27 protein-coding genes are annotated in these 25,207 nt (G+C 65.7%); 12 read left to right on the forward strand and 15 right to left on the reverse strand.

Annotated features, from left to right (window positions below):
* Positions 1-11: 11 nt before the first annotated feature.
* Positions 12-938, forward strand: coding sequence for a histone deacetylase family protein (locus tag IGS58_RS19585; RefSeq protein ID WP_034782036.1), 927 nt, complete (start codon positions 12-14; stop codon positions 936-938).
* A gap of 13 nt (positions 939-951) precedes the next feature.
* Here the strand turns inward: IGS58_RS19585 and IGS58_RS19590 are convergent, their stop codons facing one another.
* Together IGS58_RS19590 and IGS58_RS19595 are read right to left on the reverse strand one after the other, a co-directional pair.
* Complete coding sequence (locus IGS58_RS19590; RefSeq protein WP_230522443.1) at positions 952-1,278, reverse strand: BREX-1 system adenine-specific DNA-methyltransferase PglX; 327 nt, start codon at positions 1,276-1,278, stop codon at positions 952-954.
* Positions 1,279-1,433: 155 nt separating this feature from the next.
* Positions 1,434-2,174 carry a hypothetical protein gene (locus IGS58_RS19595; RefSeq protein WP_230522444.1) on the reverse strand — a complete coding sequence of 247 codons (741 nt, stop codon included), beginning with the start codon at positions 2,172-2,174 and terminating at the stop codon, positions 1,434-1,436.
* Positions 2,175-2,461: 287 nt separating this feature from the next.
* On the opposite strand from IGS58_RS19595, the gene ylqF reads away from it, so the two are divergent.
* Positions 2,462-3,382, forward strand: coding sequence for a ribosome biogenesis GTPase YlqF (gene ylqF, locus IGS58_RS19600; protein ID WP_035825692.1), 921 nt, complete (start codon positions 2,462-2,464; stop codon positions 3,380-3,382).
* Between the two features lie 69 nt (positions 3,383-3,451).
* Here ylqF and IGS58_RS19605 read toward each other — a convergent pair whose 3' ends face one another.
* Positions 3,452-4,255 carry a DODA-type extradiol aromatic ring-opening family dioxygenase gene (locus IGS58_RS19605; RefSeq protein WP_230522445.1) on the reverse strand — a complete coding sequence of 268 codons (804 nt, stop codon included), beginning with the start codon at positions 4,253-4,255 and terminating at the stop codon, positions 3,452-3,454.
* A 113-nt stretch (positions 4,256-4,368) separates the two neighbouring features.
* On the opposite strand from IGS58_RS19605, the gene IGS58_RS19610 reads away from it, so the two are divergent.
* Positions 4,369-5,259, forward strand: a complete 891-nt coding sequence (locus tag IGS58_RS19610) for a LysR family transcriptional regulator (RefSeq protein ID WP_230522446.1) — start codon at positions 4,369-4,371, stop codon at positions 5,257-5,259.
* On the opposite strand, the gene IGS58_RS19615 is transcribed toward IGS58_RS19610, so the two are convergent.
* Entirely contained in the window at positions 5,260-6,144 is an 885-nt protein-coding gene (locus tag IGS58_RS19615; RefSeq protein WP_230522447.1) for a hypothetical protein, read from the reverse strand. It abuts the gene before it with no gap.
* Positions 6,141-8,429: a M1 family metallopeptidase gene (locus IGS58_RS19620; RefSeq protein ID WP_230522448.1), complete on the reverse strand. Its 2,289-nt coding sequence runs from the start codon at positions 8,427-8,429 to the stop codon at positions 6,141-6,143. The genes IGS58_RS19615 and IGS58_RS19620 overlap by 4 nt, the downstream gene beginning before the upstream one ends.
* 245 nt (positions 8,430-8,674) lie before the next feature.
* On the opposite strand from IGS58_RS19620, the gene IGS58_RS19625 reads away from it, so the two are divergent.
* The 5 genes from IGS58_RS19625 (at position 8,675) to IGS58_RS19645 (ending at position 12,771) form a co-directional block, all read left to right on the forward strand.
* On the forward strand, positions 8,675-10,210 hold the full coding sequence (locus IGS58_RS19625; protein WP_230522449.1) for a TonB-dependent receptor domain-containing protein: 1,536 nt from the start codon (positions 8,675-8,677) through the stop codon (positions 10,208-10,210).
* 146 nt (positions 10,211-10,356) lie between these two features.
* A complete protein-coding gene (locus tag IGS58_RS19630) occupies positions 10,357-11,028 on the forward strand; it encodes a thiol:disulfide interchange protein DsbA/DsbL (protein ID WP_034782052.1) in 672 nt (223 codons plus the stop codon).
* Between the two features lie 12 nt (positions 11,029-11,040).
* A complete protein-coding gene (locus IGS58_RS19635; protein WP_230522450.1) occupies positions 11,041-11,265 on the forward strand; it encodes a hypothetical protein in 225 nt (74 codons plus the stop codon).
* Between the two features lie 80 nt (positions 11,266-11,345).
* Positions 11,346-12,092 carry an SDR family oxidoreductase gene (locus IGS58_RS19640; protein ID WP_230522451.1) on the forward strand — a complete coding sequence of 249 codons (747 nt, stop codon included), beginning with the start codon at positions 11,346-11,348 and terminating at the stop codon, positions 12,090-12,092.
* Positions 12,093-12,234: 142 nt separating this feature from the next.
* Positions 12,235-12,771 (forward strand): ester cyclase, encoded by a 537-nt coding sequence (locus IGS58_RS19645; protein ID WP_230522452.1) that lies wholly within the window; start codon positions 12,235-12,237, stop codon positions 12,769-12,771.
* Positions 12,772-12,781: 10 nt separating this feature from the next.
* Here the strand turns inward: IGS58_RS19645 and IGS58_RS19650 are convergent, their stop codons facing one another.
* From IGS58_RS19650 to IGS58_RS19680, 7 genes are all read right to left on the reverse strand, one after another.
* The gene (locus IGS58_RS19650; RefSeq protein WP_230522453.1) at positions 12,782-13,702 is read right to left on the reverse strand and encodes a LysR substrate-binding domain-containing protein; all 921 of its coding nucleotides are present in this window, start codon (positions 13,700-13,702) and stop codon (positions 12,782-12,784) included.
* The gene (locus tag IGS58_RS19655) at positions 13,699-14,595 is read right to left on the reverse strand and encodes an efflux RND transporter periplasmic adaptor subunit (RefSeq protein ID WP_034782060.1); all 897 of its coding nucleotides are present in this window, start codon (positions 14,593-14,595) and stop codon (positions 13,699-13,701) included. Before IGS58_RS19655 ends, IGS58_RS19650 begins: the two co-directional genes overlap by 4 nt.
* A gap of 38 nt (positions 14,596-14,633) precedes the next feature.
* Entirely contained in the window at positions 14,634-14,834 is a 201-nt protein-coding gene (locus IGS58_RS19660) for a DUF1656 domain-containing protein (RefSeq protein WP_070224633.1), read from the reverse strand.
* Positions 14,824-16,980: an FUSC family protein gene (locus tag IGS58_RS19665; RefSeq protein WP_230522454.1), complete on the reverse strand. Its 2,157-nt coding sequence runs from the start codon at positions 16,978-16,980 to the stop codon at positions 14,824-14,826. The genes IGS58_RS19660 and IGS58_RS19665 overlap by 11 nt, the downstream gene beginning before the upstream one ends.
* A 10-nt stretch (positions 16,981-16,990) precedes the next feature.
* On the reverse strand, positions 16,991-17,497 hold the full coding sequence (locus tag IGS58_RS19670) for a MarR family winged helix-turn-helix transcriptional regulator (protein WP_034782299.1): 507 nt from the start codon (positions 17,495-17,497) through the stop codon (positions 16,991-16,993).
* Between the two features lie 73 nt (positions 17,498-17,570).
* The gene (locus IGS58_RS19675; protein WP_230522455.1) at positions 17,571-18,983 is read right to left on the reverse strand and encodes an efflux transporter outer membrane subunit; all 1,413 of its coding nucleotides are present in this window, start codon (positions 18,981-18,983) and stop codon (positions 17,571-17,573) included.
* Between the two features lie 130 nt (positions 18,984-19,113).
* Entirely contained in the window at positions 19,114-19,431 is a 318-nt protein-coding gene (locus IGS58_RS19680) for a DUF4148 domain-containing protein (protein ID WP_034782066.1), read from the reverse strand.
* Between the two features lie 286 nt (positions 19,432-19,717).
* Between IGS58_RS19680 and IGS58_RS19685 the strand changes: the two genes are divergently transcribed.
* The 3 genes from IGS58_RS19685 to IGS58_RS19695 all read left to right on the forward strand — a co-directional run bounded on the left by IGS58_RS19685 (position 19,718) and on the right by IGS58_RS19695 (position 21,036).
* A complete protein-coding gene (locus IGS58_RS19685; protein WP_230522456.1) occupies positions 19,718-20,050 on the forward strand; it encodes a hypothetical protein in 333 nt (110 codons plus the stop codon).
* Between the two features lie 123 nt (positions 20,051-20,173).
* Entirely contained in the window at positions 20,174-20,491 is a 318-nt protein-coding gene (locus tag IGS58_RS19690) for a hypothetical protein (protein ID WP_230522457.1), read from the forward strand.
* A gap of 74 nt (positions 20,492-20,565) precedes the next feature.
* The gene (locus IGS58_RS19695; RefSeq protein ID WP_230522458.1) at positions 20,566-21,036 is read left to right on the forward strand and encodes a DUF2244 domain-containing protein; all 471 of its coding nucleotides are present in this window, start codon (positions 20,566-20,568) and stop codon (positions 21,034-21,036) included.
* Between the two features lie 5 nt (positions 21,037-21,041).
* Here IGS58_RS19695 and mgrA read toward each other — a convergent pair whose 3' ends face one another.
* Positions 21,042-22,082 (reverse strand): L-glyceraldehyde 3-phosphate reductase, encoded by a 1,041-nt coding sequence (mgrA, locus tag IGS58_RS19700; RefSeq protein WP_034782068.1) that lies wholly within the window; start codon positions 22,080-22,082, stop codon positions 21,042-21,044.
* 121 nt (positions 22,083-22,203) lie between these two features.
* Between mgrA and IGS58_RS19705 the strand changes: the two genes are divergently transcribed.
* A complete protein-coding gene (locus IGS58_RS19705) occupies positions 22,204-23,802 on the forward strand; it encodes a CYTH and CHAD domain-containing protein (RefSeq protein ID WP_230522459.1) in 1,599 nt (532 codons plus the stop codon).
* Positions 23,803-23,851: 49 nt separating this feature from the next.
* Here the strand turns inward: IGS58_RS19705 and IGS58_RS19710 are convergent, their stop codons facing one another.
* Both IGS58_RS19710 and IGS58_RS19715 read right to left on the reverse strand, forming a co-directional pair.
* The gene (locus tag IGS58_RS19710; protein WP_230522460.1) at positions 23,852-24,727 is read right to left on the reverse strand and encodes a Kdo hydroxylase family protein; all 876 of its coding nucleotides are present in this window, start codon (positions 24,725-24,727) and stop codon (positions 23,852-23,854) included.
* Between the two features lie 79 nt (positions 24,728-24,806).
* Positions 24,807-25,178, reverse strand: coding sequence for a lysozyme inhibitor LprI family protein (locus IGS58_RS19715; RefSeq protein ID WP_034782071.1), 372 nt, complete (start codon positions 25,176-25,178; stop codon positions 24,807-24,809).
* Positions 25,179-25,207 lie beyond the last annotated feature (29 nt).

Here is a 25,207-nt window from a genome sequence, read left to right on the forward strand (position 1 = left end):
CAGTACAGCGCATGAGCACAGCCATTTATACCCATCCCGATTGCCAGCGCCATGAAATGGGCGACTGGCATCCCGAATCGCCGGCCCGCTTGCAGGCCATCAACGATCAATTGATTCTGGCGCATATCAGCGACCTGGTCGAGCACCGCGACGGCGTGCGCGCGCAATTGTCCGATATCGAGCGCAACCACAGCGCCACAGCCATCGGCCTTGTGCGCGACAACGTGCCGCCGGCGGGCGACTATTACCCGCTCGATGGCGACACCCTGCTCAACGCGCACAGCTACGACGCGGCGCTGGCGGCGGCAGGCTCGGCCGTAGCAGCCACCGATGCCGTCATCGACGGCGAGATCAGCAACGCCTTTTGCGCGATCCGCCCGCCTGGCCACCATGCGCGGCCCAGCGAACCCATGGGTTTTTGCCTGTTCAATAATATCGCCATCGCCGCCAAGCACGCGCTCGATGTGCGCGGGCTGGAACGGGTCGCCATCGTCGACTTCGATGTGCACCACGGCAATGGCACGGCCGAGTCCGTGGCACACGACCCACGCATCCTGATGGTCAGCTTTTTCCAGCACCCGTTCTATCCGTACAGCGACGTGGAATCGTATACGGACACGCGCGTCAACGTGCCCGTGCCGGCCCGCTCGAAAGGCGATGCCGTGCGCCAGTTGGTGCTCGACCATTGGCTGCCCGCGCTGCACCGGCAGCAGCCGCAGATGATTTTCATTTCCGCCGGTTTCGATGCCCACCGCGAAGACGACGTGGGCGGCATGGGCCTGGTGGAGGCCGACTACACGTGGATGACGCAGCAAATGATGGCCGTGGCCAGGCAGTATGGCAAGGGCCGCATCGTCAGCTGCCTGGAAGGGGGCTACAACCTGTCGTCCCTGGGCCGCAGCGTGGCCGCGCACGTGAAGGCGCTGGCGGAGCTGTAAGGGGGCAGGGTTACTACAGCAAGGTGGGCCGGCTGCGGGAATTCGTGTGGCGGTGCGTCTGGTAGTCGAGCGCGTCGCCAGCCATGAAGCAGCGCCAGGCTTGCGTGTAGACGAGCGATGATTTATCCGCGTCGAAGCTGTCGAGCTGCAACATGTCGCGGTGGTGCTTGATTTCATTGACCAGCTGGTCATACAGCACTTGCAAGCCATAGCTGTCGGCGCTCTGGCGCTTCAACCGCTCTTCCAGCTGCGCCACTTGTCCCTGCAATTGCCGGCATTCTTTCTTCCAGTCATTGCGCGGCACGCGCTTGGGCGCCGTGCCAGTGTGTTCCATCATCATATCGAACTATCCCCATCGCATATTTCCCTGGCGGGAGCCAGCCTGGAAATAATTGCTTTTCATTTAAGAGGCGATATTAGAGCATACTTTTTTGTTTCTTTCAGTAAATATAAGAATCCATGTGGAAATAATTGACCTGGCTTTCCGGGCGCGCCTTACTGGTGCTGCGCCGCCTGCAAGGGCGCAGCCGGGGCGGCTCCGGCCATTTTTCCGTCGTCGGCGTAGGTCAGGGTGAGCAGGGTATTGTCGTCCCAGTTCCCGTCATGCAGCGGCGGCACATAGCGCTGCCGGTCTTCCGTGACGCGGATGTCCAGCGTGCGCTCGCCCGAGCGCGCCTGCACGGCAAGCAGCTTGCGGGCCACGGGAAACGGCACGTGGATCAGCGACGAGTGGCACGGTCCGCCCGCCAGGCGGAACAGGTTGCGCCGCACAAAGGACAATTCATCCTGCTCGACGGCCCAGCGGATTTCACATTCCAGGCGCAGGTCGCCCAGGCGGCGCACATTCTGTGGCAGGCCCGGCGTGTGGATGTCGGCGCGCCAGCGTAAGGTGTCGCGCTTCTTGTTGCTGATCAAGTCGGCATTCGCATCGTAGGCGGTCTTGTCGCGCGACAAGGTGAAGCCGCCGTCCGCTGCCAGCGGCACGGGGATCGACAGGTTATCGGCCGACAGGTGCAGGGTCACGCCATCGAGCCTGGCCTGGGGCGTGGCGGGAATCAGCATGAAGCGCAGCGGCGCGCCTGGTGCCAGGCGCTGGTGATCGGCATACGCGTCGAGCCCCTTGAGCATGGTGCGGTAGGGACGCAGGTCGGGATCGCGCGTGCTTTGCACGTCGACGATCTGCTGCATTTCCTGGTTCGCCGCGTCGCCTGGTGCCGCCGGTTTTTCCTGGGCCATGGCAGGCGGCAGGCAGGCGTAAAGGGAGGCGAGGAGGCAGCAAAAGCGGGAAAAGTGCATGGAATGCGTGTCAGGTTAAGCGTGCGATGGGGAACCGGCCAGGCTGGACGGACTGCGAATCTTATCATTCATGTAACTGCCAAATTATCACCAATTGTCTCGTTCGTGTCGCACGGCTGGCGCTGGCGGCGGAAAATGGGACGTCGGGGCGGCAACCACGTAAAATAGCGGATTGACCGAACGATTTTGAAAGCAAGAGCATGGCGATACAATGGTACCCAGGACACATGAACGCGGCCCGCAAGAAAGCGGCCGAGACCATGGAAAACACCGATCTGGTGATTGAAGTGGTGGACGCGCGCCTGCCGGCAGCCAGCTGCAATCCCATGGTGGACGAGCTGCGCCTGTTCCGCCAGCGTCCTTGCCTGAAAATCCTCAACAAGACCGACCTGGCCGATCCTGCCGCCACTGCCGCCTGGGTGGCCTATTTCAATGCCCAGGAAGGCGTGACCGCATATGCGATGACGACCAAGAAGCCGGGCGACGTGGCGCGCATTCCGGACCTGGCCAAATCGCTGGCGCCGCACCGCGGCGTGCCGACGAAGCCGCTGCGCATCATGATCATGGGCATCCCCAACGTGGGCAAATCGACCCTGATGAACGCGCTGCTGAAAAAGCGCGTGGCCAAGGTGGGCGACGAGCCGGCCGTCACCAAAATGCAGCAAAAGCTGTATCTGGACAAGAACACGATTTTGGTCGACACGCCCGGCATGCTGTGGCCGAAGATCGCCATCCCCAGCGACGGCCTGATGCTGGCGGCCAGCCACGCGATCGGCTCGAACGCGCTGATCGAAGAGGAAGTGGCCGTATTCCTGGCCGAGGAATTGCTCAAGCGCTACCCGGACTTGCTGGCAACCCGCTATGGCACCAAGGTCGATGAAGTCGACGCCATCGGCGTGGTCGAAGGCATCGCCGCCAAGCGCGGTTTCCGCATCAAGGGCGGCGATTACGATTTCGAGAAAGCGTCGCACACCCTGCTGCTCGACTACCGCAGCGGCATCCTCGGACGCATTTCGCTGGAAACGCCGGACACGCGCGCGGCCCTGCTGGCCCAGCACGCGGCCGAGATGGCGGAAAAAGCGGCCAAGGCAGCGGAGATCGCCGCCGAGAAGGCGAAGAATGCGGCGCGCGGCAAGCGCGGCACGTAAGTAACCGCTTCACCATGAAAAAAGCGCCGCGACAGCAATGTCGCGGCGCTTTTTTCATGCGCTATCCGATTATCCGAATTTGAAACTGGTCACCGCCAGCGCCCCAAAGAAATTCTCCTCGTGGTACACCACCTGCGCCGCTTCCTGCTCGGCCGCGCCCAGCGCCACCATCAGCGGCAGCAGATGGTCTTCCTGCGGATGGGCCTGGCGCGCGCCCGGCGCCTGGTCCCAGGCCAGCAATTGCTCCAGCCTTTGTTCTGGCGGCAAGGCCATGGCTTGTCGCAGCCAGGCGTCGAACTGGTGCGAGGCGACGGCGCCCGCCTGGCCGAACTGGCGCAGGTTATGGTAAGACAGGCCGCTGCCGAGTATCAGCACGCCTTGCCGGCGCAGGCTGGCCAGCGCGCGGCCCACCTCGATGTGCGTGAGCGGGTCGTAGCCGTGTTTCAGCGACAGCTGCACCAGCGGCATGTCGGCCTGCGGGTAGATGGGGAACAGGGCGCTGAAGGTGCCGTGGTCGAAACCCCGCTCGTGGTCCAGGCGCGCCGGATGGCCCGCCGCATCGAGCAACTGTTTGACTTGCGCCGCCAGTTCCGGCGCGCCGGGCGCCGGGTACTGGATCTGGTACGTATGCGGCGGAAAGCCCGAATAATCGTAGATCATGCCCGGGCGCGGGCTGGCCGAGACGAGAAATTGCGGCCCTTCCCAGTGTGCCGTGACGACCAGCACGGCTGTCGGCCGCGCGCCGATCTGGCGCGGAATATCCTGCAACGATGCTTCCAGCACGTCGTAGCGGCCGCCGAACTGGTCTTTCATGAACGGCCACGGGCCGCCGCCGTGCGACAGGAAATACGTGGGGAAGGTGTGCTCTTGCATGGCGGCTCCTGGGGGAATGGCTAACGATGGGACCATGATAGTCATGCGCAGTCAGTTGATCAAGATCGCTATTATTGATATATCATTTCCAATTTGTTGATGATTGGATAGTCATGGATACCTTGCGCAGCATGCGCGTGTTTCGCGCCGTGGTGGAGCTCGACAGTTTCGTGCGCGCCAGCGAGCGCCTCGACCTGTCGCCGGCCATGGTCAGCAAGCACGTGATGCATCTGGAGCGCCACCTGGGCGCGCGCCTGCTGAACCGCAGCAGCCGCCACCTGAGCCTGACGGAAATCGGCAAGGTGTATTTCGAACAGTGCCGCGACATGCTCGACAATCTCGACGAGGTGGAAGCGACGGTCGGCCGCACGACGGTGGTGCCGCGCGGCATGCTGCGCCTGAGCGCCCCCGTCTGGTTCGCCAACGCCATCTTTACGCGCACCCTGGCCGCCTACCGCGAACGCTTTCCGGAAGTCACGTTCGACATCGATTTGAGCGGAAGAGTGGTCAACCTGGTGGAAGAGGGTTTCGACCTGGCCCTGCGCGTGAGCCAGGCGCCATCGCCGACCCTGATCGCGCGGCCCATCGGCAGCATCGAATTCCACCTGGTGGCCGCGCCCGCCTACCTGGCGCGCGCGGGCCACCCGCACCTGCCGCAGGACCTGGCGCGGCACGCCATGATCAGCTATTCCTTGTTGGCAAACGGCAATGAACTGGCCTTCGACGGGGCACAGGGGCGCGAGACGGTGAAGTTCTCGCCCGTCCTGCAATGCAATAACGAAAGCCTGCTGCACGCGGCCGCGCTCGACGGCATGGGCATCGCGCTGCTGCCGTCGTGGCAGACGGATGCGGACCTGGCGGCGGGGCGGCTGGTGCGCCTCTTCGACGATTTCAAGCTGGCGGGCGGCAGCGTGTACGCCGTCTACACGAGCCGCCGCTACCTGTCGTCGAAGGTGCGTACCTTCATCGACTTTCTCGCCGATGAAGGGCGCCTGGGGAGTTGATTACGCGAGCGAGCGCTTGACGTCGATCAGCGCGAACAGGCGGGCGCTGCGCATCCACGCCAGCACCAGCGCCGCCAGCTGCGTCACCAGCAGGCCGGCCACGATGGCCAGTGGACCGGGCGCCGCCAGGTTCAGGCGCGCCACGCCCAGCAGCGCATACAGCGCCAGTCCCAGTACGGTGATGACGAGGTAGATGGCCAGGCTGGCCAGCGGACGCCGGCGCAGCATGCCGAGGCCCCGCCACCATGCCTTGACGGCCGAGGTGCGGCGACGGTCGACGGCCAGGGCCGCGCGGCCGGCGTCGAGCGTGGCGCAGGCCAGCAGGAACAGCAAACCCGTCAACAGCAAGGCCAGGTGACGGGCCAGGTCCGCATCGGCTTCCAGGATGGCTTTCGCCGCGTGCTTGTCGGCCAGTTTCAGCGCGCCGGCGCCGATCGTCAGCGCCAGGCCCAGCGGCACGATGCTCCACAGCAGCATGCGCAGCATGCGGCCGTATTCGCTGAATGCGCCCGTCAGCAGGGGACCGAAGCCGGGTGGCGCAGGCGCGCGCGCGGCCGTCACCACCAGGCCGCTCAGCAGCGGCGACAGCAGCAAGGCCAGCACGATGCCCGTGATGGCGGCCTGGCTGATGGCGGCGCCGTTGCGTCCCGCATTGGCCACCAGGTCGGCCAGGGTCATCAGGTCGAGCTTGTGCGCCAGGGCCGCCGCATGCACGGCGTTATCGAGGCTGGCGCTCAAGGTGCGCCAGAGGGGAATGACGGCAAGGATGGCGGGGATCAGCAGCAGGCTCGCCCACAGCAGCAGCAAGCGCCATTGCAGGGCGGCGCGGCTGGCGCGCGTGGTCAGGGTCAGGCCGCTGGCCCGTGTCGTGGAAGTGGCGCTCATACGATGGCAATCAGGGAAAGGAGGTATTGGAAGGCGGCCGCAAGGTCGAAGCTCCAGCGCTGCGAGGCGGATTTGTCTGCCTTCAGGGTGCGGCTGTCATCGAGCTTGTTGACGTCGAGATAGTGCACGCGGTCAGGGTCCAGTTCGGCCGAGACGGCCTTCACGGGCTTGCTCCAGGTGTAGCGCTGCCACAGCTGCTCGTTATCCCACACCACGCGTTCGGAGCTGCCGTCGGCGAATTTCACCAGCAGCACCTGCGGCACGGGCGCGCCGCGGCGGCGCAGGACCACGCTGGTCAGGTATGGATACGGTCCCGTGCCCGGCTTGGCGTCCGGATGCGCCTTGTCCCATGCATCGCGTACCTTTTTTTCCTCTTTTTCCAGCGCTTCGGCCGTATGCTCCACGCGTTTGCCGTTCACCAGCGCCATGCCGGCCAGCGGCGTCTGCTCTTCGCTGGTGAAGGTGCCGATGCGGTCGTCGATATTCGCGCTGGCATAGACTTGCTGCGCGAAGACCTGTTCCACGATGCGCCGCTGGCCCGTCGCCTCGGCCAGCGTTTCGCGCAGGTCGGCCACGCTCGGGTGGCGGAATTTCCACTGTTCGTAGTAGGCCTTGAAGCCCCGTTCCATGGCTTCGCTGCCGATGCGCGCTTCCAAGTCGCGCATGGTGATGGCCGTGCGGCTGTAGACGGGCCCCACGCCCTGCAGGCGGTCCCAGGCGTTCTGGCCCAGCGGATCTGCCGCATCCTGGCGCGGCGCGGCCATGCGCTCGAATTCGAAGACCTTGAAGACGGGATCGAAGCCCAGGCGCTTGAGCAGGGGCGTGGTGGCGTGGATGTGCTGGCCGCGCGCGCGCAGCATGCGCTGGTCCCAGTACTCGTTCAAGCCTTCGTCGAGAAGGGGTTCCTCGAACTCGTTCGACGCCAGGATGCCGTAGAAATAGCCATGGCCAAATTCATGGATGGTGACGAAATCGAGGCCGAATTCGGGTATGGTCTTCGGCTGCAGGTTGGCGTAGCTCGAGGCCGTGATGAAGGTCGGATATTCCATGCCGCCCGCTTCGGCCGCATTGAACGGCGGGATCACCACCGTCAGGGTCTTGTACGGATACGGGCCCAGGGTGCGCGAGAAATACGTGAGCGCATCCTTGGCCGCCTGCAGCGCCGGCGCCGCGTTCGATGCGTATTCGGGCGGGTACAGCACCTTGATGGCCACCGGCGGACTGCCGGGGCCGCTCCAGCTGCCCGTCAACGGCTGCGCGCTGCGCTTGTCGGCCGTCCAGGCGAAATCGTGCACGTCGCCCTGCACATAGTGATGCGTGAGCATGCCGTTCTTTTCCTGCGGCGCGCCTTGCAGCTCGCCCGTGGCGCCCACCGTGTACTCCTTGGGCACGGTCAGCTTCACGTCATAGTTGCCGAAATCGGCGTAGAACTCCGAATTGAGGTGGAATTCATGCGCATTCCAGCGCGGCGCGGTGGCGCCCCGTTCGCCGGGCAATTCCAGCACCGCGATCTTGGGGAACCACTGGCCCACCAGGTGGAAGCTGCCGAAATAGCCGGTGCGCGCGATGACGCGCGGCAGCTGGTCGAAGAAGCGGATGTCGAGCGTCGTCTCGGCGCCCGGCGCGACGGCCTGCGGCAAGTCGACGCGCACCACGGTGCGGTCGGTGGCCGGGCCGTTGTCGGGCTGGACGAAATGCCAGGGCGCCTTGGCGCCGTTCTGCGTCATGCTGCGCAGTTCGATGTAGCCCCACTCGCCGTCGCGCGTGTCGACGCCCGAGCGGAAGCCCGTATCGAGCTTGCGCTTCTCGGTGAAGAAGGTCGAATGCTCGCCTTCGAACGCGTTCAGGTACAGGTGCAGGTAGACGCTGCTGACGGCTTGTGCGCTGCGGTTGCGCCAGCGTAGTTTCTGCTGGCCGGCTATGGTGTGCTTGACGGGATCGAGCGTCGCTTCGATCTGGTAATCGACCACGCGGTCCGACAGGGTCGCTTGCGCGCCCGTGCGCGCACCGCCCCAGGCGTTGCTGGCGCTGGGCGTGCTGACGGCGGAAGCGTGCGGCGACGCCAGGGCGATGCCGTCGGCGGACGGCGCCAGCGGCTTGGGCGCGCTGGCCGGCTTGCCTTGGCCCGGCTGGGCGAACAGGTCGGCCTGCAGGGCCAGGCCGGCCAGCAGCAGGGCGGCGATGGAGAGGGCTTTGAGCTTGCCCGAGATGGGGAAAAAACCAATGCTGCGGCGCGTGCCGCGGGGACTTGGCGGCCCCTGGCGCGTTGTGCTACGACTTTCCATGCGTGACTCCCACAGTGACTTCTTATTGTTGATTTTCAAATGCAGTCGGCTGCGCCCAGGATCGCCGGGCGCAGCTTAATATACCTACAAAAATGCCAAATCACCAATAAAATATTGGCATAAGGAAAGTACCATCGGGCCGGCGCTTGCGGCGCCGCGCGCCGTGCGTATAATGATTCGCTTTTGCCATCCCCCCGTCCCACCAGCGTGCGTCCGCGCCGCGATGACGCCTCAAGCCTGCCGCCATGATGCCTGCCCCTCCCGTCCTGACCATTGCCGCGCGCGCCTTGCTGCTGTGCGCCCTGGCCATGCCGGCGTGCGCGCAGGATGGCGTGGATGGCGGCGCGGCCGGCGTCACGCATGGCGACTTGTCCGCCGAGCTGGCGCAGGGCGGCCAGCACAGCGTGCGCGGCGCCTTGTCGCGCGAGCAGGGCGGCATGACGCTCGATGTGGCCATGGACGGACTGCGCAATGGCAATTACCGCGATGGCAGCGTGTTTCACCAGCGCGGCTTCAATGGCGGCGCGGAATGGAAGGTGCGGCAGGGCCGCTTCGGCTTCAGCGCCGACCAGCTGAACCAGGACACCAGCTATCCCGCGCCCGAGGCGCCGTTCCTGGCCATGCTGGCGGCCCGCCCGGAAGACCTGTACCGCTATGAAGTGCGGCGCGCCAGCGCCTTCGTGCAGCGCTATGTGGGCAGTTTCGAGCTGGGCGTGGAACTGTCGCAGCGGGAAAAGCGCGCCACGGCCCACTATGCGGGCGAGGAGGGCAGCAGCGAATCGAGATACAGCAGCCGCCGCCGGCAGCTGGCGCCGCGCCTGCGCCATTACGGCAAGGTGGGCGGCGTGGGCACGGATACGGAAGTGGGCCTGGACCTGATGCAGTGGCAGCGGCGCTCGGGCAGCGATGGCGATGGCCAGCGCCGCCAGTATTCGCGCGCGCTGCTGCTGCGCGAGGAGCTGGCCTTCGGCGGCCTGTATGCGCCGCGCCTGTTGCTGGGACTGCGGCATGAACAGTTCCAGCTCGATCCAGCCGACATGCCCGCCGGCGGCAGCGACTGGGAAAACCAGAATGCCTGGGACGTGCAGGGCAGCCTGCAATTGCGCCCGCAACTGAGCGTGTACGCCAAGGCCGCGCGCAGCTACCGCATCGACGACGATGGCTATACCCGCGCCGGCTACCGCCCCCTGGCGGGACAGCTGCGGCGCGAAATGGAAGTGGGCGCCACCTTCGGCGACGCGGCGCGCAGCGCTTCCGTGCGCGTGTTCAGCGAGCGCCTGAGCAACCAGATCGTTTTCGACCAGAGCCTGGGCCAGCTGGGCTTTGCGGGCAACCTCGACCCCTCGCGCCGCGACGGTATCGCCATCGAGGCCAGCATGGCGCTGGCGCGCGACTGGCGCCTCGACGGGCAACTGCGGCAAGTGCATGCGCGCTATGACGATTACGCCTATGACGGCCCGGATATCGCCCTCGTGCCGAAAACCCTGGCCAGCCTGCGCCTGTACTGGACGGGGCAGGCCGGCGCCAGTGCCGACGTCGGCGTGCAATGGCTGCGCGCGCTGCGCTACGGTCCCGATTTCGCCAACAGCTGCCTGGCGCAGGTGCCTGCGTTTGCCACCGTGGACGGGCGCTATGTGCGCAAGCTGGGCGCCTGGGAGCTGGAACTGGCCGGCAGCAACCTGGCCAACCGCCGCCATTACGGCGATGCGCCAGGCTGCCGCTCCAGCATTTATCTCAAGGATGCGCGCCAGCTGCGCGTGTCGGCGCGCTACCATTTTTGAGGCGCGGGCGCGGCGGGGCTTAAATGCGGCTTAAGCGGGCGCAAACCGGGGCGATAAAGACGGTTTTTTTCCGCCCGGGCTTCATCGCCCGGCGCAAAAAGTGGTAATCTCGCCCCGTTCACGACCATTTATGATGAAGGATTATTATGCGTTTTCTGCGTTTCTTGCGTCCCCTGCTTGCCGCCGTCACCCTGGTGGCGGCCACCGGCGGCGCCATGGCGGCCGATACCGGCTTTACCACGCTCCCGACGCCAGTGCGCACGGACACGGGCAAGAAGGTGGAAGTGGTCGAGTACTTCATGTATTCCTGCCCGCATTGCTACGCGCTCGATCCGCTGATGCACGACTGGGTCAAGAAGCAGGGCGACAAGATCGCCTTCCGCCGCATCCACCTGGCCTTCAATGGCCCGAAGGATCCGCAGGCGCACGCCTATGCCACCCTGGAGGCGATGGGCCAGCTGGACCAGTTCCACGACAAGATCTTCCGCGCCATCCACGTCGAGCGCAACCGCCTGAACCGCGATGACGCCATCCTCGACCTGCTGGTCAAGAACGGCATCGACAAGGCGAAATACCTGGACATGTTCAATTCCTTCGGCGTGCAGACCAAGCTGAAACGCAATGAACAGCTGATCACGGCCAGCAAGATCGACAGCGCGCCGACCATCGTCATCGATGGCCGCTTCGTGACGTCGCCGGCGCAGCTGTCGCGTCCGGGGCAGTCCGAGCCGCAGACCCAGACAGCGACCCTGCGCGTGATGGATGAACTGGTAGCGCGAGTGCTGAAAGAGCGCGCCCCGGCGCCAGCGAAGAAGTAAGCGGAGCGCATCATGAAACAGCTGCCCTGGACCTTGTGCGCACTGGCTCTTGCCCTCGTGGCGTGGCTGGCGATTGCGATCGTCAGCGTGGAAAACCAGCGCAATGCGCTGGTCACCAAGGCGTGCGTGGACCCCGCGTTCAAGAACGAGGTCGACGCGAAATGCCTGGCGTCCGTGCAGTCGCGCGAGCACTGGTGGCAGCATCTGACGTACGCCATGACGCACTTCAGGAACTGAAAACGACTGCAGAAAAACCCGCCATGCGCGGGTTTTTTTTCGTCCGCGTATGATGGAACCACAACCATTCAGGAGGAACGATGAAGGAAGTGATCTTGATTACCGGTAGCAGCCGCGGCATCGGCGCGGCGACGGCACAGCTGGCGGCGCGCCAGGGCTATGCCGTGTGCGTCAATTATGTGCGCGATGCGCAGGCGGCCGACGCGTTGTGCGCGCGCATCGTGGCCGATGGGGGCGAAGCCATCGCCGTGCAGGCCGACGTCAGCGACGCGCAAGACGTGGAACGGCTGTTTGCGGAAGTCGATGCGCGCCTGGGGACGCTCACGGCGCTGGTCAACAATGTGGGCGTGCTGGAGCAGAAATGCCGGCTGGCCGATATCTCCGTGCAGCGCCTGGAACGCGTGCTGCGCACCAACGTGATCAGTTATTTCCTGTGTTGCCAGCAAGCCGTGCGGCGCATGTCGACGGCCAGCGGCGGGCAGGGCGGGCGCATCGTGAATGTCTCGTCGGCAGCCGCGCGCATCGGCTCCCCGGGCGAATACATCGATTACGCGGCCTCGAAAGGCGCCGTCGATACCCTGACCCTCGGCCTGGCGAAGGAAGTGGCGGCCGAGGGCATCCGCGTCAACGGAGTGCGGCCCGGCATCATCTATACGGAGATCCACGCTTCCGGCGGCGAACCGGGACGGGTGGCGCGCCTGGCGTCCGGCGTGCCGATGCAGCGGGGCGGCCAGCCGGAAGAAATCGCCGACGCCATCCTGTACCTGCTGGGACCGGGCGCCAGCTATGTGACGGGCAGCATCCTCGACGTGGCGGGCGGGCGCTGATTTTCCACGCATTTTCAACTCATTATCAACTGCTGCAATCAAGTGATTCAAGCGCGGGGCCAATTATCAAATAGGGCAAGCGAGTCCAGAATGGCGGGGTGCCATTGCAGCAGGCACACCGATCAACCCACCTGGATTCATTATGCCCGCACCTGTTCTTGCCCCCGCCATCCTGGCCCTTTCTCTGCTGGCTGCCGCGCCAGCCCATGCCGCCGTAAATCTGCCCATGCCGGCCCACCTGGCCGGCGCCGCTGCCACCGACAAGGTGGTACTGGCGGCGCGCCGCTATGCCGCATTCTGGCAGAGCGGCGATCCGGCCCTGGCGCGCCTTGCGCTGGCCGATGATTTTATCGACCGCACCTTGCCTGCCGGCCGTCCGCAGGGGCCGGCAGGCCCGCTGCAGGCTTCGCAAGTCTTTCACGCGGCCGTGCCGGATTTGCAGGTGGCCATCGAGGACATGCTGGTGGCCGGCGACCGGGTCAGCCTGCGCCTGCATTTCACGGGGCGCTTCACGGGCGTCTTCCCCACGCCGCAGGGACCCTTGCAGGGGCAGGGGCAAGCCATCGATTTCCATGCCTTCGATCTGTACCAGGTCAATGCGCAGGGCCGCATCAGCGACAACTGGCACCTGGAAGATAATCTGACCCTGCTGCGCCAGCTGGGAGTGCTGGCGCCCTGACCGTGGCCCGCTAGCGCTGCGCCGGCAGGGCCGCGAACTGCTGCAGCAGGAATTCGATCAGCAGGGCGACGCGCGGTGGCTGGAAGCGGCTGCGCCGGTACAGCAGGTTCAGGGGAACGCTGTCGCCGAAGTAATCGTCGAGCACCGTCTGCAGGCGTCCGGCGGACAGGTCGCCGCCGATGTCGAGCAGGGATTTGTAGGCATAGCCATGGCCGGCCACGGCCCAGCGGCGGATGATTTCGCCGTCGTTGCTGTGCCAGGCGCCTTGCGGGCGCAGGCTATGGCGCTTGCCATCCTCGCGGTAGCGCCACTCCTGCGGCGCACCGTCGCCCGCCGTGAGCACGAGGGCCGGCAGCATCGCCAGGTCGCGCGGCGTGGCCGGCATGCCCACCCTGGCGGCCAGCGCGGGAGACACGCACACCACACGCCGGCCAGGGTGCAGCAGGCGCGCCACCATGTCGCTGTCGGGCAGTTCGCCGTAGCGGATGGCCAGGTCAATGTCGTCCTGCAGCAGCCTGGCCGTGGCGTCCGTCAAGGTCAGCGCATGGCGCACCTGCGGGTGCTGGGCGGCAAAGCGGTCGAGCATCGGCAGCAGCAGCTGGCGGCCGATGTCGGACGGCGCCGAGATGCGCACCACGCCGCGCACGCCGGCGCCGCCTGCGTGCAAGCCGTCTTCGGCCTGCCCCAGCAAGTCCAGCGCCTGTTCGCTGTAATGGCGGTAGTGCAAACCCTCTTCCGTCAGGCGCAGCTGGCGCGTGGTGCGCTCGAACAGGGTGACGCCCAGCGCCGTTTCCAGGCGCGCGATGGCGGCGCTGGCGGCGGCCGGCGACAGGCCGTGCTTGCGGCCCGCCGCGGAAAAACTGCCCAGCACCGCGGCGTCGAGGAACAGGGCGATTTCCGCCAGGCGCCCGGCGCCGCCGCTGCGGATCATGCCGGGTGCGCGGCCGCGGGCTTCGGCGCCGGCGCAGAATGGGGCGTGATCACCACGGTGCAAGTGGTGCCGGCCACCAGCAATTGCCCTTTCGGCTGCTCGTCGATGTGGATGCGCACGGGCACGCGCTGCGCCAGGCGCACCCAGTTGAAGGTGGGATTGACGTCGGCCAGCAGTTCGCGGCCCGTGGCGGCGTCGCGGTCGGTGATGCCGCGCGCGATGCTCTCGATGTGGCCGTGCAGGGTGCCGCCGCTCATCAGATTCATTTCCGCCTTGTCGTCCTGCGCCAGCATGCCCAGCTTGGTCTCTTCGAAATAGCCGACGACATAGTACGAGGCGCTGTCGATGACGGCCAGCTTGGCCGCGCCGACGGCGGCGAAATCGCCCTTGTGCACGTTCAGGTTCGTCACGTAGCCGCTGACGGGGGCGCGCACGGTGGTGCGTTCCAGGTTCAATTGCGCCAGCGCGCGCGCGGCCACGGCGGCCTGCACCTGCGACGAGGCCGAGCTGGCGGCAAACGCGGCGCTTTCGCGGCTTTCCGTCGAGATGATGCTGGCGTCAAGGCCTGCGCGGCGCTGGGCTTCCTTGCCGCGGCGTCCCTGTTCCGTCCTTTGCGCGGCCAGCACCGCGTCGGCCTGCGCCAGTGCGCTCGTGTAGCGTTCCTTGTCGACGACGAACAGCACGTCGCCCTTTTGCACCACCTGGTTGTCGCGTACCAGCACGTCCGTGACGGTGCCGGCCACGTCGGCACTGATGTTGACAATGTCGGCCTTGATGCGGCCGTCGCGCGTCCACGGCGACTCCATGTAGCGGTCCCAGACGGTCTTGCCTATCCACAGCGCGGCGGCCAGGAGCAGCAAGGTGATTGCATAGCGGGTCAGTTTGCTTACCATGTCGGCAGCCTTTCCTTGATGGGGTTGAACAGTTTTTTTTATTTGTAAAGCGATAAAGCCAGCGCGCCAAAGATGGCGATGAAAATGCACAGCCGCGCCAGCGACGGGTGCCACACCATGCGGTACACGCCCAGCCAGCCCAGCACGCGGTCGAGCAGGGTTTGCAGGCCGATGCTGAGGATGAACAGGGGCAGCAGGGTAGGAATCAGAATTCCGAACAGGGCGAATTCACGCGGCATGGTGGTCTCCGGCGCCAGGCGCCATATGGTCGAGTAACGAGGTGTAGATCGAATGCAGGTCGGCCAGCGCCGTGTGCAGGCGCAGGTCTTGCTCCTGCTTGCGTTCTGGTGTCGCACCGGCTTCCGTCTGGGCCGCGCGCACCACGGCGCCCGCCTGCAGGGTGGCTGCCAGCGCCGCCTGCAGTGCCGTGTCGCTGCGCGTGCGCAGCCAGGCGGCGATGTGGTCCACGCACTGCTGCAGCGCGTGGCGCGTGGCGCCTGGCCGGGCCGTCGCGATCAGTTCGCGCAATTCGATCACCGAGTGGCCGATTTCCAGCAAGGTCAAGGCCTGGCGCACGACGGCGCGCGCAGCCTCGCCCGGCGCCGGTCCGGCCGCCGCATTGAGCTGGCTGAGCAAGTCGCGCACGCGGTTGTCGAAACGATGCTTGACTCTTCGCGCCGGCGCCGTGCACGCATGCAGCGCTTCGCGCCACAGGGCACGGCCGATGTGGTCCTTGTGGCCCATCGTGTGCTCGGGCAGCAGCACGGCAAACACGAGGGCCGCCAGCATCAGGCCCACGATCAGGGCCATGCCCGTGTTCAAAAAGGCCGCGCCATCGACATGCATCAGATTCGTCGGCGCCATCTGCGTGATGAAGGTCGACACGCCCAGCCCCACGCCCAGCTTGGCGGGATTCGTCATCAGGTACAGGCCGACGGCGAGGAAGGGCGCAAAACTGAGTACCAGCATGGGGAAACCGTCGCCGTGCACCAGCACGAAATACACGCACATGAGCGACAGCGGCATGGCGATGAGGAAGCCTGCCAGCACCTGTCGGATCATCATGATGGGACGCGGCGAGGACGAGGCCAGCGCGCAGAACACGGCCGCCATCAGCATCGCCGTGCTGGCGTAGGGCCAGGCGAGGAAGTAGGCGCCCAGCGCCAGCAGGGCCAGGCTGATGGCCGCGCGCGCGCCGCTGGCGATCACCAGCGCGGGCGGCGTCTTCGGCGCATACGCCTGCGGCGTGCTGATTTCCAGGGGCGTGTCGTGCGCCAGGCTGAAATACACTTCGTGAAAGCGGCTCATGTCGCGCGCGAAGCGCTCCAGCAGTTCGCACACGGTGTCGAAATCGATGCGCTGCGCATGCGCGATGGTCGCGCCATCGATTTCCGAGCGGGCCTGCGCCAGGGCCGTCTGCAGGTGCAGCTGCATGGTGTCGAGCGAGTCTTGCGAAGGCGTCGCCTGCAGCGCTTCGGCAACGATGGCGTACAGGGGCGCGCAGGCCTGCATGACTTGGGTTTCGCCATCGCGCTGCAGGCGGTCGAACAGGCGGTGGAAGGTATAGAAAGTGGTCAGCGCCGTCATGAAGGTGGCGTTGAAGGCGTGCAGCTTGCGGTTTTGCGCACGCACGTGGCTGACCTTGCTGGTGACTTCGAACAGGGCGGCCGAGCGGCCCAGTTCCAGCGCCGCGACGTCGGCGGCAAACTGCAAATGCGTCAGTTCCACCTGCGCCGGCGTGAGCTTTTGCTGCAGCACGTCCTGGCAAAAGGTGAGGAATTTGCCGTAGCGGGCCTGCACCGTGCGCATCACCTGCGTGCCCTGGTGGCGCGGCAGCAGCACGCTGGAGACGGCCGCCGAGCAGATGATGCCCAGGCTCACTTCTGCCACGCGCGTGACGGCCAGGGCGAACACCTGCATCGGTTGCTCGATGGCGGGCAAGACGATCATGCAGGCCGTGTAGCCAGCCAGCACGTACACATACGATTGCGCGTTGCGGTGCAGGGCAGAGCCGCTCGTGCACAGGCCCACCCACAGGGCCAGGCCGGCGAACAGCAGCACGGGCTGTTGCGGGAACAGGCCGATCAGGGTCAGCGCGGCCGTGCAGCCGAGCAGGGTGCCGCACAGGCGGTAAAAGCTTTTTTCCAGCACCATGCCGCTGCTGGGCAGGGCCAGGATGATGGTGGTGGTCATCGCCGTGCTGGGCGAATCGAGGCCCAGGCGGTAGGCCAGCCACAGGGCGCAGAAGGACGCGATGAGGGTCTTGCCGACGTAGATCCAGCGTTCGCCTTCCGTTGCGCGCCAGTCCTGCAGCGCCAGCGCCAGCCAGTGGGCCGCCCGGGTCAGGGGGCCGTGTGTGAATTTGGTTGCTGTGGCTGGCGTCATCGATAGGCTATCAGTTCTGGTTGTTGAGATTGTTCAGGTTGCGCAACTGGCGCATGTACAGCTTGTCGAGCACTTGCAGCTCTTCGTCCGTGAACCCTTCATACAGGGCCGAGGTTTCCTGGTACACATCGGGCAGTGCCGTTTCGATCAGTGCGCGGCCCTTGTCGGTCAGCGAGATCATCACGGAGCGGCGGTCGCCGGGGCGCGTGCCGCGGTGGATCAGGCCGCGCGTTTCCAGGTCGTTGCACACGCGCGTCAGGTTGGCCGGCTTTTCATGGCACGCCATGCCCAGGGTGCAGGCGTTCGAGGTTTCGTCGTCCGTGCCGTACAGCACGGCCAGCACCATGTAGCTGGCATCGACCAGGTCGTGCTTTTTCAGCGCGGCATTGGTCAGATCCTTCATGCCTTTTTGAATGTGGTACGTCATGCGCAACAGGCGCATCAGTTCCATGGGGAAGCCTGGCATGCGCGTGCGGATGTTTTGCAGCCGCTTGGAGGTGGCGTCAAAAGCGGTCATGTCATATTCCTTCATGTGTGAATAAAGTTTCGATTGTATCTTGTTGGGCTAGGGCAATGCCAGGATTGCAAGCTCAGATGCCGCCTCCCAGTGCATTCATCAAGGAAACGTACAGATCGAGCTCGCGTGCCCCATTCTGCGCCTGCTGCTGTTCTTCCGCCAGCAGCGCCACTTGCGTGTTGAGCATGTTGATGGCGTCGCTCATGCCTGCCTTGTAGGCCTTCTCCGCCAGGTCGCGCGCGCGCTGCGCCGTGGCCAGCGCCTGCACGGTCAGCTGGTGCTGTTTGGCCAGCGACTGGGCGCGGGTGACGGCGTTGGCCACGTCCGACATGGCGTTGATGACGGTGGCGTTGTACTGCTCCACGGCGCCGTCGTACACGGCCGTCTGGCTGCCCAGCTGGGCGCGCAGGCGGGCGCCGGCGAAGATGGGCAGGCTCAGTGCGGGCGAGGCGCCGCGGATGTCCGAGTTGGCATCGAGAAAATGGCTGAAGCCGAAGGCCTGGAAGCCGGCAAAGGCCACCAGATTGACGTTCGGGTAGAACTCGGCCTTGGCGGCGTCGATGCGCTGCGCCGCCGCTTCCACTCTCCAGCGCTGGGCGGCGATGTCGGGACGGCGGCCGATCAGGTCGGCCGGCAGCGCGGCGGGAATGGCCAGCGGCTGGTCCAGGCGCAGCACGGGCCGCGTGAGCGCCGCACCGGCTGCGGGGCCCTTGCCCGCCAGGGCCGCCAGCTGGTTGCGCAGCAGGGCCAGCGATTCGGCCGACTGTTCCAGCTGGCGGCGTCCCGCCGGCAAGGTGGTTTCGATCTGCGCCACGTCGATGTCCGTGCCGATGCCGGCGGCCTTGCGCTGGCGCGTGATGTCGAGGATGCGGGCGCGCTGCGCCAGGCTGCGTTCGATCACGTCCTGCAGCTGGAATTCATACGACAGCTGGATGTAGGTGCGCACCAGCGCCGTTTCCAGGGCCAGGCGGGCCATCTGCGATTCGGCCGACGCCATCTGCACGTCGCCCAGCGCGGCGGACAGGGCGGCGCGGTTGCGGCCCCACAGGTCCAGGTCGTACGAGGCCGTGACGGTGGCCTGGTTGCGCCAGGCGTAGTTGCCGGCCAGCGGCGCCGGGGTGCTGCCGTGCTGGGAATACAGTTCGCGGTTGATGGAGACATTCGCGTCCGCCTGCGGACGGGTCTTGTCCTCGGCCGCGCCGGCCAGCGCCTCGGCCTGGCGCACGCGCGCCTGGGCGCCGCGCAGGGTGGGACTGTCGGCCAGCGCCTGCTCCATCAGGCGGTTCAATTGGGGATCGTGCAAGTCTTGCCACCATTGCGTGCGCGGCCATTGGATGGCGGCGCTGGCGGCGGCATCCATGGCCTGGCTCGCTTGCAGCTTGTTGGCGTCGAGCATGGCCGATTGCGGCGCGATATGGCCCATGTCGGCGCAAGCGCTCAAGGCAAGGATCAGGCTGGCGGCAAGCAAACGGCGGTGCAGGGACATGCAGGGACTCCGGGAAAGATCGTGTTGGGGTGAGGCTGACAGCTCGCCGCGGTGAGCGCCGGGAGTGGCCCGGGTGCTGCGCCGCAACTGAGGTGTGTTACTGACTGACTGAAACCGGCTGACTGGTTTCTTATTTCACGACGTGTTTTGCCGTTTGCGCGACATCAAAGTCCGCTTCCGTTTGCGGGATCAGGCCAGCCTTGCGGGCGGCGTAGAACTCGGCCATGACTTGTTCGCGCGTCACGTTGCTGGCGGCGGTGGCAGGCGTTTTCGGGTAGTCGACTTCGCTGGTGGCGATTTCGCCGGCGTTGCGGGCACGGATGTATTCGGCCGTGACGTCGGCGCGTGTGAGTTGCTGGCTGGCAGCGGCTGGCGCGGCGCTTTGGGCGAAGGCCGACGTGGCGGTGGTGATGGCAAACAATGCTGCGATGAGTGATTTGGCTTGCATGATAAGACTCCAAAATGTGCATGATGGCTGGGTGGATGGGCCGGATCGCCACGTACCGGTCGGTTCGGCGGCAGGGCGCTGGTGGGCGCCGTACCGCCGATGAAGCAGTTTCTGGATGAGAAGATGCTTACTTGAATTAACTATAGCAATGAATAGTACATTTGTGAAGTAATTTATGAAAATATTTGTGCGTCGCCGCATTTGCCCCAGGGAAAATGCCGTGCAGGCGTGCGCCGCCGGCCAGGCCAGGGGAGTAAGCTGGTTTTTTTATTAAGGGGAGCCAGCCATGAGCAGCAGTTCACTCGATCCGGACAATTTGCCCGTCACGCCCGACCGTATCCTGGGCAGCGGCCATGGCAAGGGCGCGCTTGGGCCCAGCGACAGTTCCGACAGCGGCAGCGACATGCAGGGCGTGCCGGGCCAGGACCCGGAAGCGCTCGAGAACGACAGCGATGCGGCCGGCACGGGCGAGCGGGCTGGCGTGGAGCCGCAGAATACGGCGCCCGATGGCGGCGATATCGATGTCGACCATGTGGAAAGCGTGGCGCCCGTGCGGCCGGCAGAGGAGGAGGGCGAGGGCGAACCCGGCGGTCCGCGGGGGACTGCGCCGCGCCCCTGACGGCTGCTGGCGGCACGGTGGCCACGAATTACTGTCTCTCCTGCGCCATCAGCGTAAAATGCGGTCAGGGCGGCGTGCGCGCCGCCATGGCCAGCCGGCCGGCACAGGATAGGATGTCAGAGGATGCAAACGCAGATGTCGGAAGAGAAAGAAAAAGACTTGATGTCGATGTACCGCGAGACGCGGCCGCGCGAGTTTTTTGGCGAAAAAAGTAACACCAATCACCTGGCCTGGAGTTTGCTGATGGTCTTGCTGGCGTTGGCGTTCTGGTTTGTCGTGGCCCTGGCGGCGGCGGAAAACCAGCGTTATGCCTTGGAAACGAAGGCTTGCCAGGATCACGTGTTCCCCACGGAAATCGACACGTCTTGCCTGAAGCAGGTCAAGTCGCGCGATCACTGGTGGCAGCACGTGGGCCACGCGCTGGTGCGCATGGGCGCCTGATCTTGGCGCGATCTGGCTGAACTTGGCGGCGGCGGGGGCCGCTGCGGTGATGGAGCGATAGTGCGGGAGGCGCCATGCCACGCGATCACTCGCGCGAGCAGCCGCAATGGCTGCTGGCGCGCCACAGTGCCTTGACGGCGCGCCAGCTGCTGCGCGCCTATGGCTTGCTATGCCTGTTTTCCCTCGTGATTGCCGCCGCCTTTGCGCTGCGCGGCCTCTGGTACATTCCCGTCTTTTCGTTCGCCGAGCTGGGCCTGGTGGCCATTGCACTGCTGCATTATCTGCGCCATGCGCGCGACTATGAACACATCGCCTTGCGCGACGGCGAGCTGATCATTGAACAGGTCAGCGCCGGGCGCTGCCGGCGCCACCACTTTTCGCCGTGGCGCACGCGCATCGCCATGCCGCAAGGGCCGCGCCAGTTGATACGCATCAAGGATATCGGCCAGGCTGGCGCGCATGTGGATGTGGGCGTGTTCGCCACGCCCGAACGGCGCCGGCAAGTGGCGCAGGAACTGCTGGCCCTGCTGCCACCGCCAGCGTAGTCGCCTTACACGGCCCGCGACGGGCCTTCCCACAGATTGATATGGCCTTCGCGCGCCTGCACGTCGATGGCGGCCAGCTCGTCGGCCGTGAACGACAATTGCTGCAGCGCGGCCACGTTTTCGCGGATTTGCGCGCTGCTGCTGGCGCCGATCAGGGTCGAGGTGACGCGGGGATCGCGCAGCACCCAGGCCAGCGCCATCTGCGCCAGGGTTTGCCCCCGCTGCGCGGCGATCTGGTTCAGTGCGCGCACGCGGGCCAGGTTTTCCGCGCTCAAGTGCTTTTGCAGCAGCGAACCGCCGCCGGGGCGGTTGACGCGCGCATCCTGCGGCACGCCATCGAGGTATTTGTCGCTGAGCAGCCCCTGCGCCAGCGCCGTGAACGTGATGCAACCCATGCCTTGCTCTTGCAGGGTGTCGAGCAAGCCGTCTTCCTCGATCCAGCGGTTGAGCATATTGTAGGCCGGCTGGTGGATCAGACACGGCACTTTCCACTCTTTCAGCAGGGCGGCCGCCTCGGCCGTCTTTTGCGGAGAATACGACGACAGCCCCACGTACAGCGCCTTGCCTTGCTGCACGGCGGTGGCCAGCGCGCCCATGGTTTCTTCCAGCGGCGTGTCGGCGTCGTAGCGGTGCGAGTAAAAGATGTCGACGTAGTCGAGGCCCAGGCGCTGCAAGCTCTGGTCCAGGCTGGCCAGCACATATTTGCGCGAACCGCCGCCCTGGCCGTACGGGCCTGGCCACATGTCCCAGCCTGCCTTGGTGGAAATGATCAGTTCATCGCGGTATGGTAAAAAATCGTCGCGCAGCAGCTTGCCGAAATTGCTTTCCGCGCTGCCATACGGTGGGCCATAGTTATTCGCCAGGTCGAAATGCGTGATGCCCAGGTCAAACGCCGTGCGCAGCATGTCGCGCTGGGAAGCGAGGCTGTTGCTGTCGCCAAAGTTGTGCCACAGTCCCAGCGACAGCAGCGGCAGTTTCAGCCCGCTGCGCCCGCAGGTGCGGTATTGCATGCTGTCGTAGCGGTTCTCGGCGGCGTGGTAGGTCATGGCATCTCCTGGTTGAATGAAGTGCTTATTTTCGCGCAAAATCAAGGTCTGCGTGCGTGCGCCTTGCGCGCGAAGGGACGCGCCTTACAATAAGCGTTGAGAAGTCTCGCAAGGAGCGGTCATGGAAATCGAATTGAAATTGTTGCTGGCGCAGGAAGATGTATTGCGTTTGCGCGCGCACCCGCTGCTGGCGCAGTCTGGGCAAGGCGAGCCGCAGCTGCTGCAGATGCACGATATCTATATCGATACGCCCGATTTGCAGCTGTGCCGCCAGCAGGCGGGCTTGCGCGTGCGCCAGGTGGACGGGCGCTGGGTGCAAACCCTGAAGGCGGGCGGCACTGTCAGCGGCGGCTTGCACAGCCGCCACGAGTGGGAAGGCGAAGTTCCCGGGCCGCAACCGGACCTTGCCGCGCTCGATGCGGCCATCGGCCGCAAGCAGCCGATCCGCGCGCTGCTGCGCCAGGACGCCATCCGCGACGCCTTGCAGCCCGTGTTTACCACGCGTATCGAGCGCACCGTATGGCAGCTGCGCACGCCGCAGGGCGACCAGATCGAATGCGTGCTGGACCAGGGTGTCATTGAAAGCGGTGCGGATGGGGCGGATGGCGCCGTCCGCAGCGTGCCCGTCAGCGAGATCGAACTGGAGTTGAAGCAGGGGCAGGCGGCCAGCCTGTTCGACGTGGCGCTGGCCCTGCTGCAAGACGTGCCGCTGCAGCTGGGCCACATGAGCAAGGCGGAACGCGGTTACCGGCTGGCGGCATCCTATCCCTTGCAAGCCGTCAAGGCGCAGCCCCTGGCGTTGGACGCTGCCATGTCCGTGGAGCAGGTATTCCTGGCCATCGCCGGCAATTGCCTGGAGCAAGTCAGCGGCAACCAGGATGGCGTGGCGGCGGGCGAGGACGTGGAAAGCGTGCACCAGATGCGCGTGGGCCTGCGCCGCTTGCGCTCGGCGCTGGGCATGTTCAAGTCCCTGCTGGCGCTGCCGGACGCCTTGAAGGGCGAACTCGGCTGGCTGGGCGGCGCGCTGGGCGAGGCGCGCGATTGGGATGTGTTGGCTGGCAATACCCTGGCGCAGCTCGATGGCGAGGCGGCCTCGGATGCGGCGGCGCTGGCGGAGGCGGCGCATGCGCAGGCGCGGTTCAAGCACGTGCAAGCGGCCCAGGCCGTCACCTCGGCGCGCTATACGGCCTGCATGCTGGGCTTGCAGCGCTGGCTGCAGGCGTGCGCCTGGCGCGACAATTGCTCCGCGCGCCAATTGCGGCGCCTGGACGCGCACGTCTTGCCGTTTGCCCGCGCGACCCTGCGCAAGGACCAGCGCCGCCTGATGAAGCGCGGCAAGCGCCTGATGGATGCCACGCCGCAGCAGCGCCATCGGGTGCGCATCGCGGCCAAGAAGACGCGGTATGCGACGGAATTCTTTGCCTCGCTGTTCGCCGCGCGCACCGTGCAGCCGTATGTGGGGCGGCTGTCGCTGCTGCAGGATGAACTGGGTTGGCTCAACGATGTGCAGGTGGCGGACCGGCTGCTGCAGCAACTACCCGAGGTTCAGACTGGCCAGGCTGACCATTCCGCTCAGTCCGCCCAGTCCGCCCGGGACGGCTTGCGGTTGCACGCGGCCTTCGTGCGCGGCTATCTGGCGGCGCGCGCGCAGGCGCAGGGCAGCGATGGCCGCATGCACAAGGCCTGGCGGCGCTTCAAGGCGGCCCGCTTGCCGGCCTGAGCCCGCTCTTGCCGGAGTATCAGGCCAGGCCAAGCCAGACCAGGCGCGGCTAGGCCAGCGGGCGCTGCAACCGGCGTTCGAGGATGGCCAGCGGCGATTTGTGCGGGGCGGCCATGGCGTGCACCGGCAGCAGCCAGGTTTGCTCCAGCGCATGCTGTCCCCGCAGGGCCGCGTGCGATACGGCGTCACTGAAGACGATCCACGTCTGACCCGGCGCGAACGCATGGGTGTGCTGTTCCACCTGCGCCTGGTAGCCCAGGTCGGCCTTCATGGCGTCGTGCAGCTGCAGCATGTAGTGGTCGTAGGGCGTGCGCCGCGACTTGGTGATGCCCAGCCATTGCAGCAGGGCCGCCAGCACGGGTTGCGGACGCTTCGCGACGGGTAAAAAATGCTGCGCCACCTGCTCGAATGGCGCGCCCAGTTTCCACACGCGGGGTGCGTCGCGCGGATGGATGTTGGTGAAGACGCGCAGGATGCGCCGGCCCTGCGTGGGCGAGGAGGGGAAGCTGTCGACATGCAGGCGCGTATCGTCCTTGCGCCAGGAACTCGCCCGGCCGGCGATTTCCACGGGGCGAAAGCTGCCCTTGCCTTGCTGCAGGTGGGAGGAATAGCCAGGCAGCAAGCCGCCCAGCAAGCGCTGCGTGTGCCGCGCGTAGCGCTGCATCAGCGCGGCCAGCAGGGCCGCATCGTAGGCATCGCCGTGGCCGCGCACGCCGCGCGCCGGTTCCCAGCTGATATTCTTGGCGCTGCTGGCGTTACCCACCGCGCCGTTCAGCAGCGCATGCTCTTCCTGTCGCAGGGAGAAACCCAGGCGGGGCAACAGCAGCACTTGCCCATCTTCGAGTGCCTGCAGCGCCGCCGCCTGCTGCACGGCGCTGCCGCTGACGTCCCACTGGTTCAGGGAAATGTCGATGAGTTTGCTCATGGCACAAACGGGGAAGACATCGGAGCGGCCAGTATGGGCGCATGCCGCCCGCTCCCGTTTGCGCTAGCGCAGGTTCAGCTCACAGTTTGCTGTTCTGGCAGCCGGCGCTCACGCATTCGCGCACGCGGTCTTGCAGGAATTGCGCGCGTTCGATGGTGGTGCGCGTGGCGCAATCGAGATTCACATAGAAGCCCGAGCCATCCTTTTTCGAGCATCGCTCGTTGCGCTCGCTGATCCAGGAAAGCTGGCCCGATTTCAGCTTTTGCTTGCCGCCGGCATCGAGCTGGGAGCTAAGTTTCTTGTAGTTGGCGTTGAGTTCCTTGTCCGCTTCCTGGTACACCTTGTTGAGGCAATACAGGCCATCGAAGTCGTTGCGCGGCGTGTCGCAGGCCGAGTTGGCGAAGGCGGAGCCGGAGGCGCAGAGCAATAGGGCGAGCAGGCATTTTTTCATGGAGTGCTTTCAGAAAGTGGTGTGGTAGG

This window comes from Janthinobacterium sp. EB271-G4-7A (assembly GCF_020858075.1).
Taxonomy (GTDB): Bacteria; Pseudomonadota; Gammaproteobacteria; order Burkholderiales; family Burkholderiaceae_D; genus Janthinobacterium; species Janthinobacterium lividum.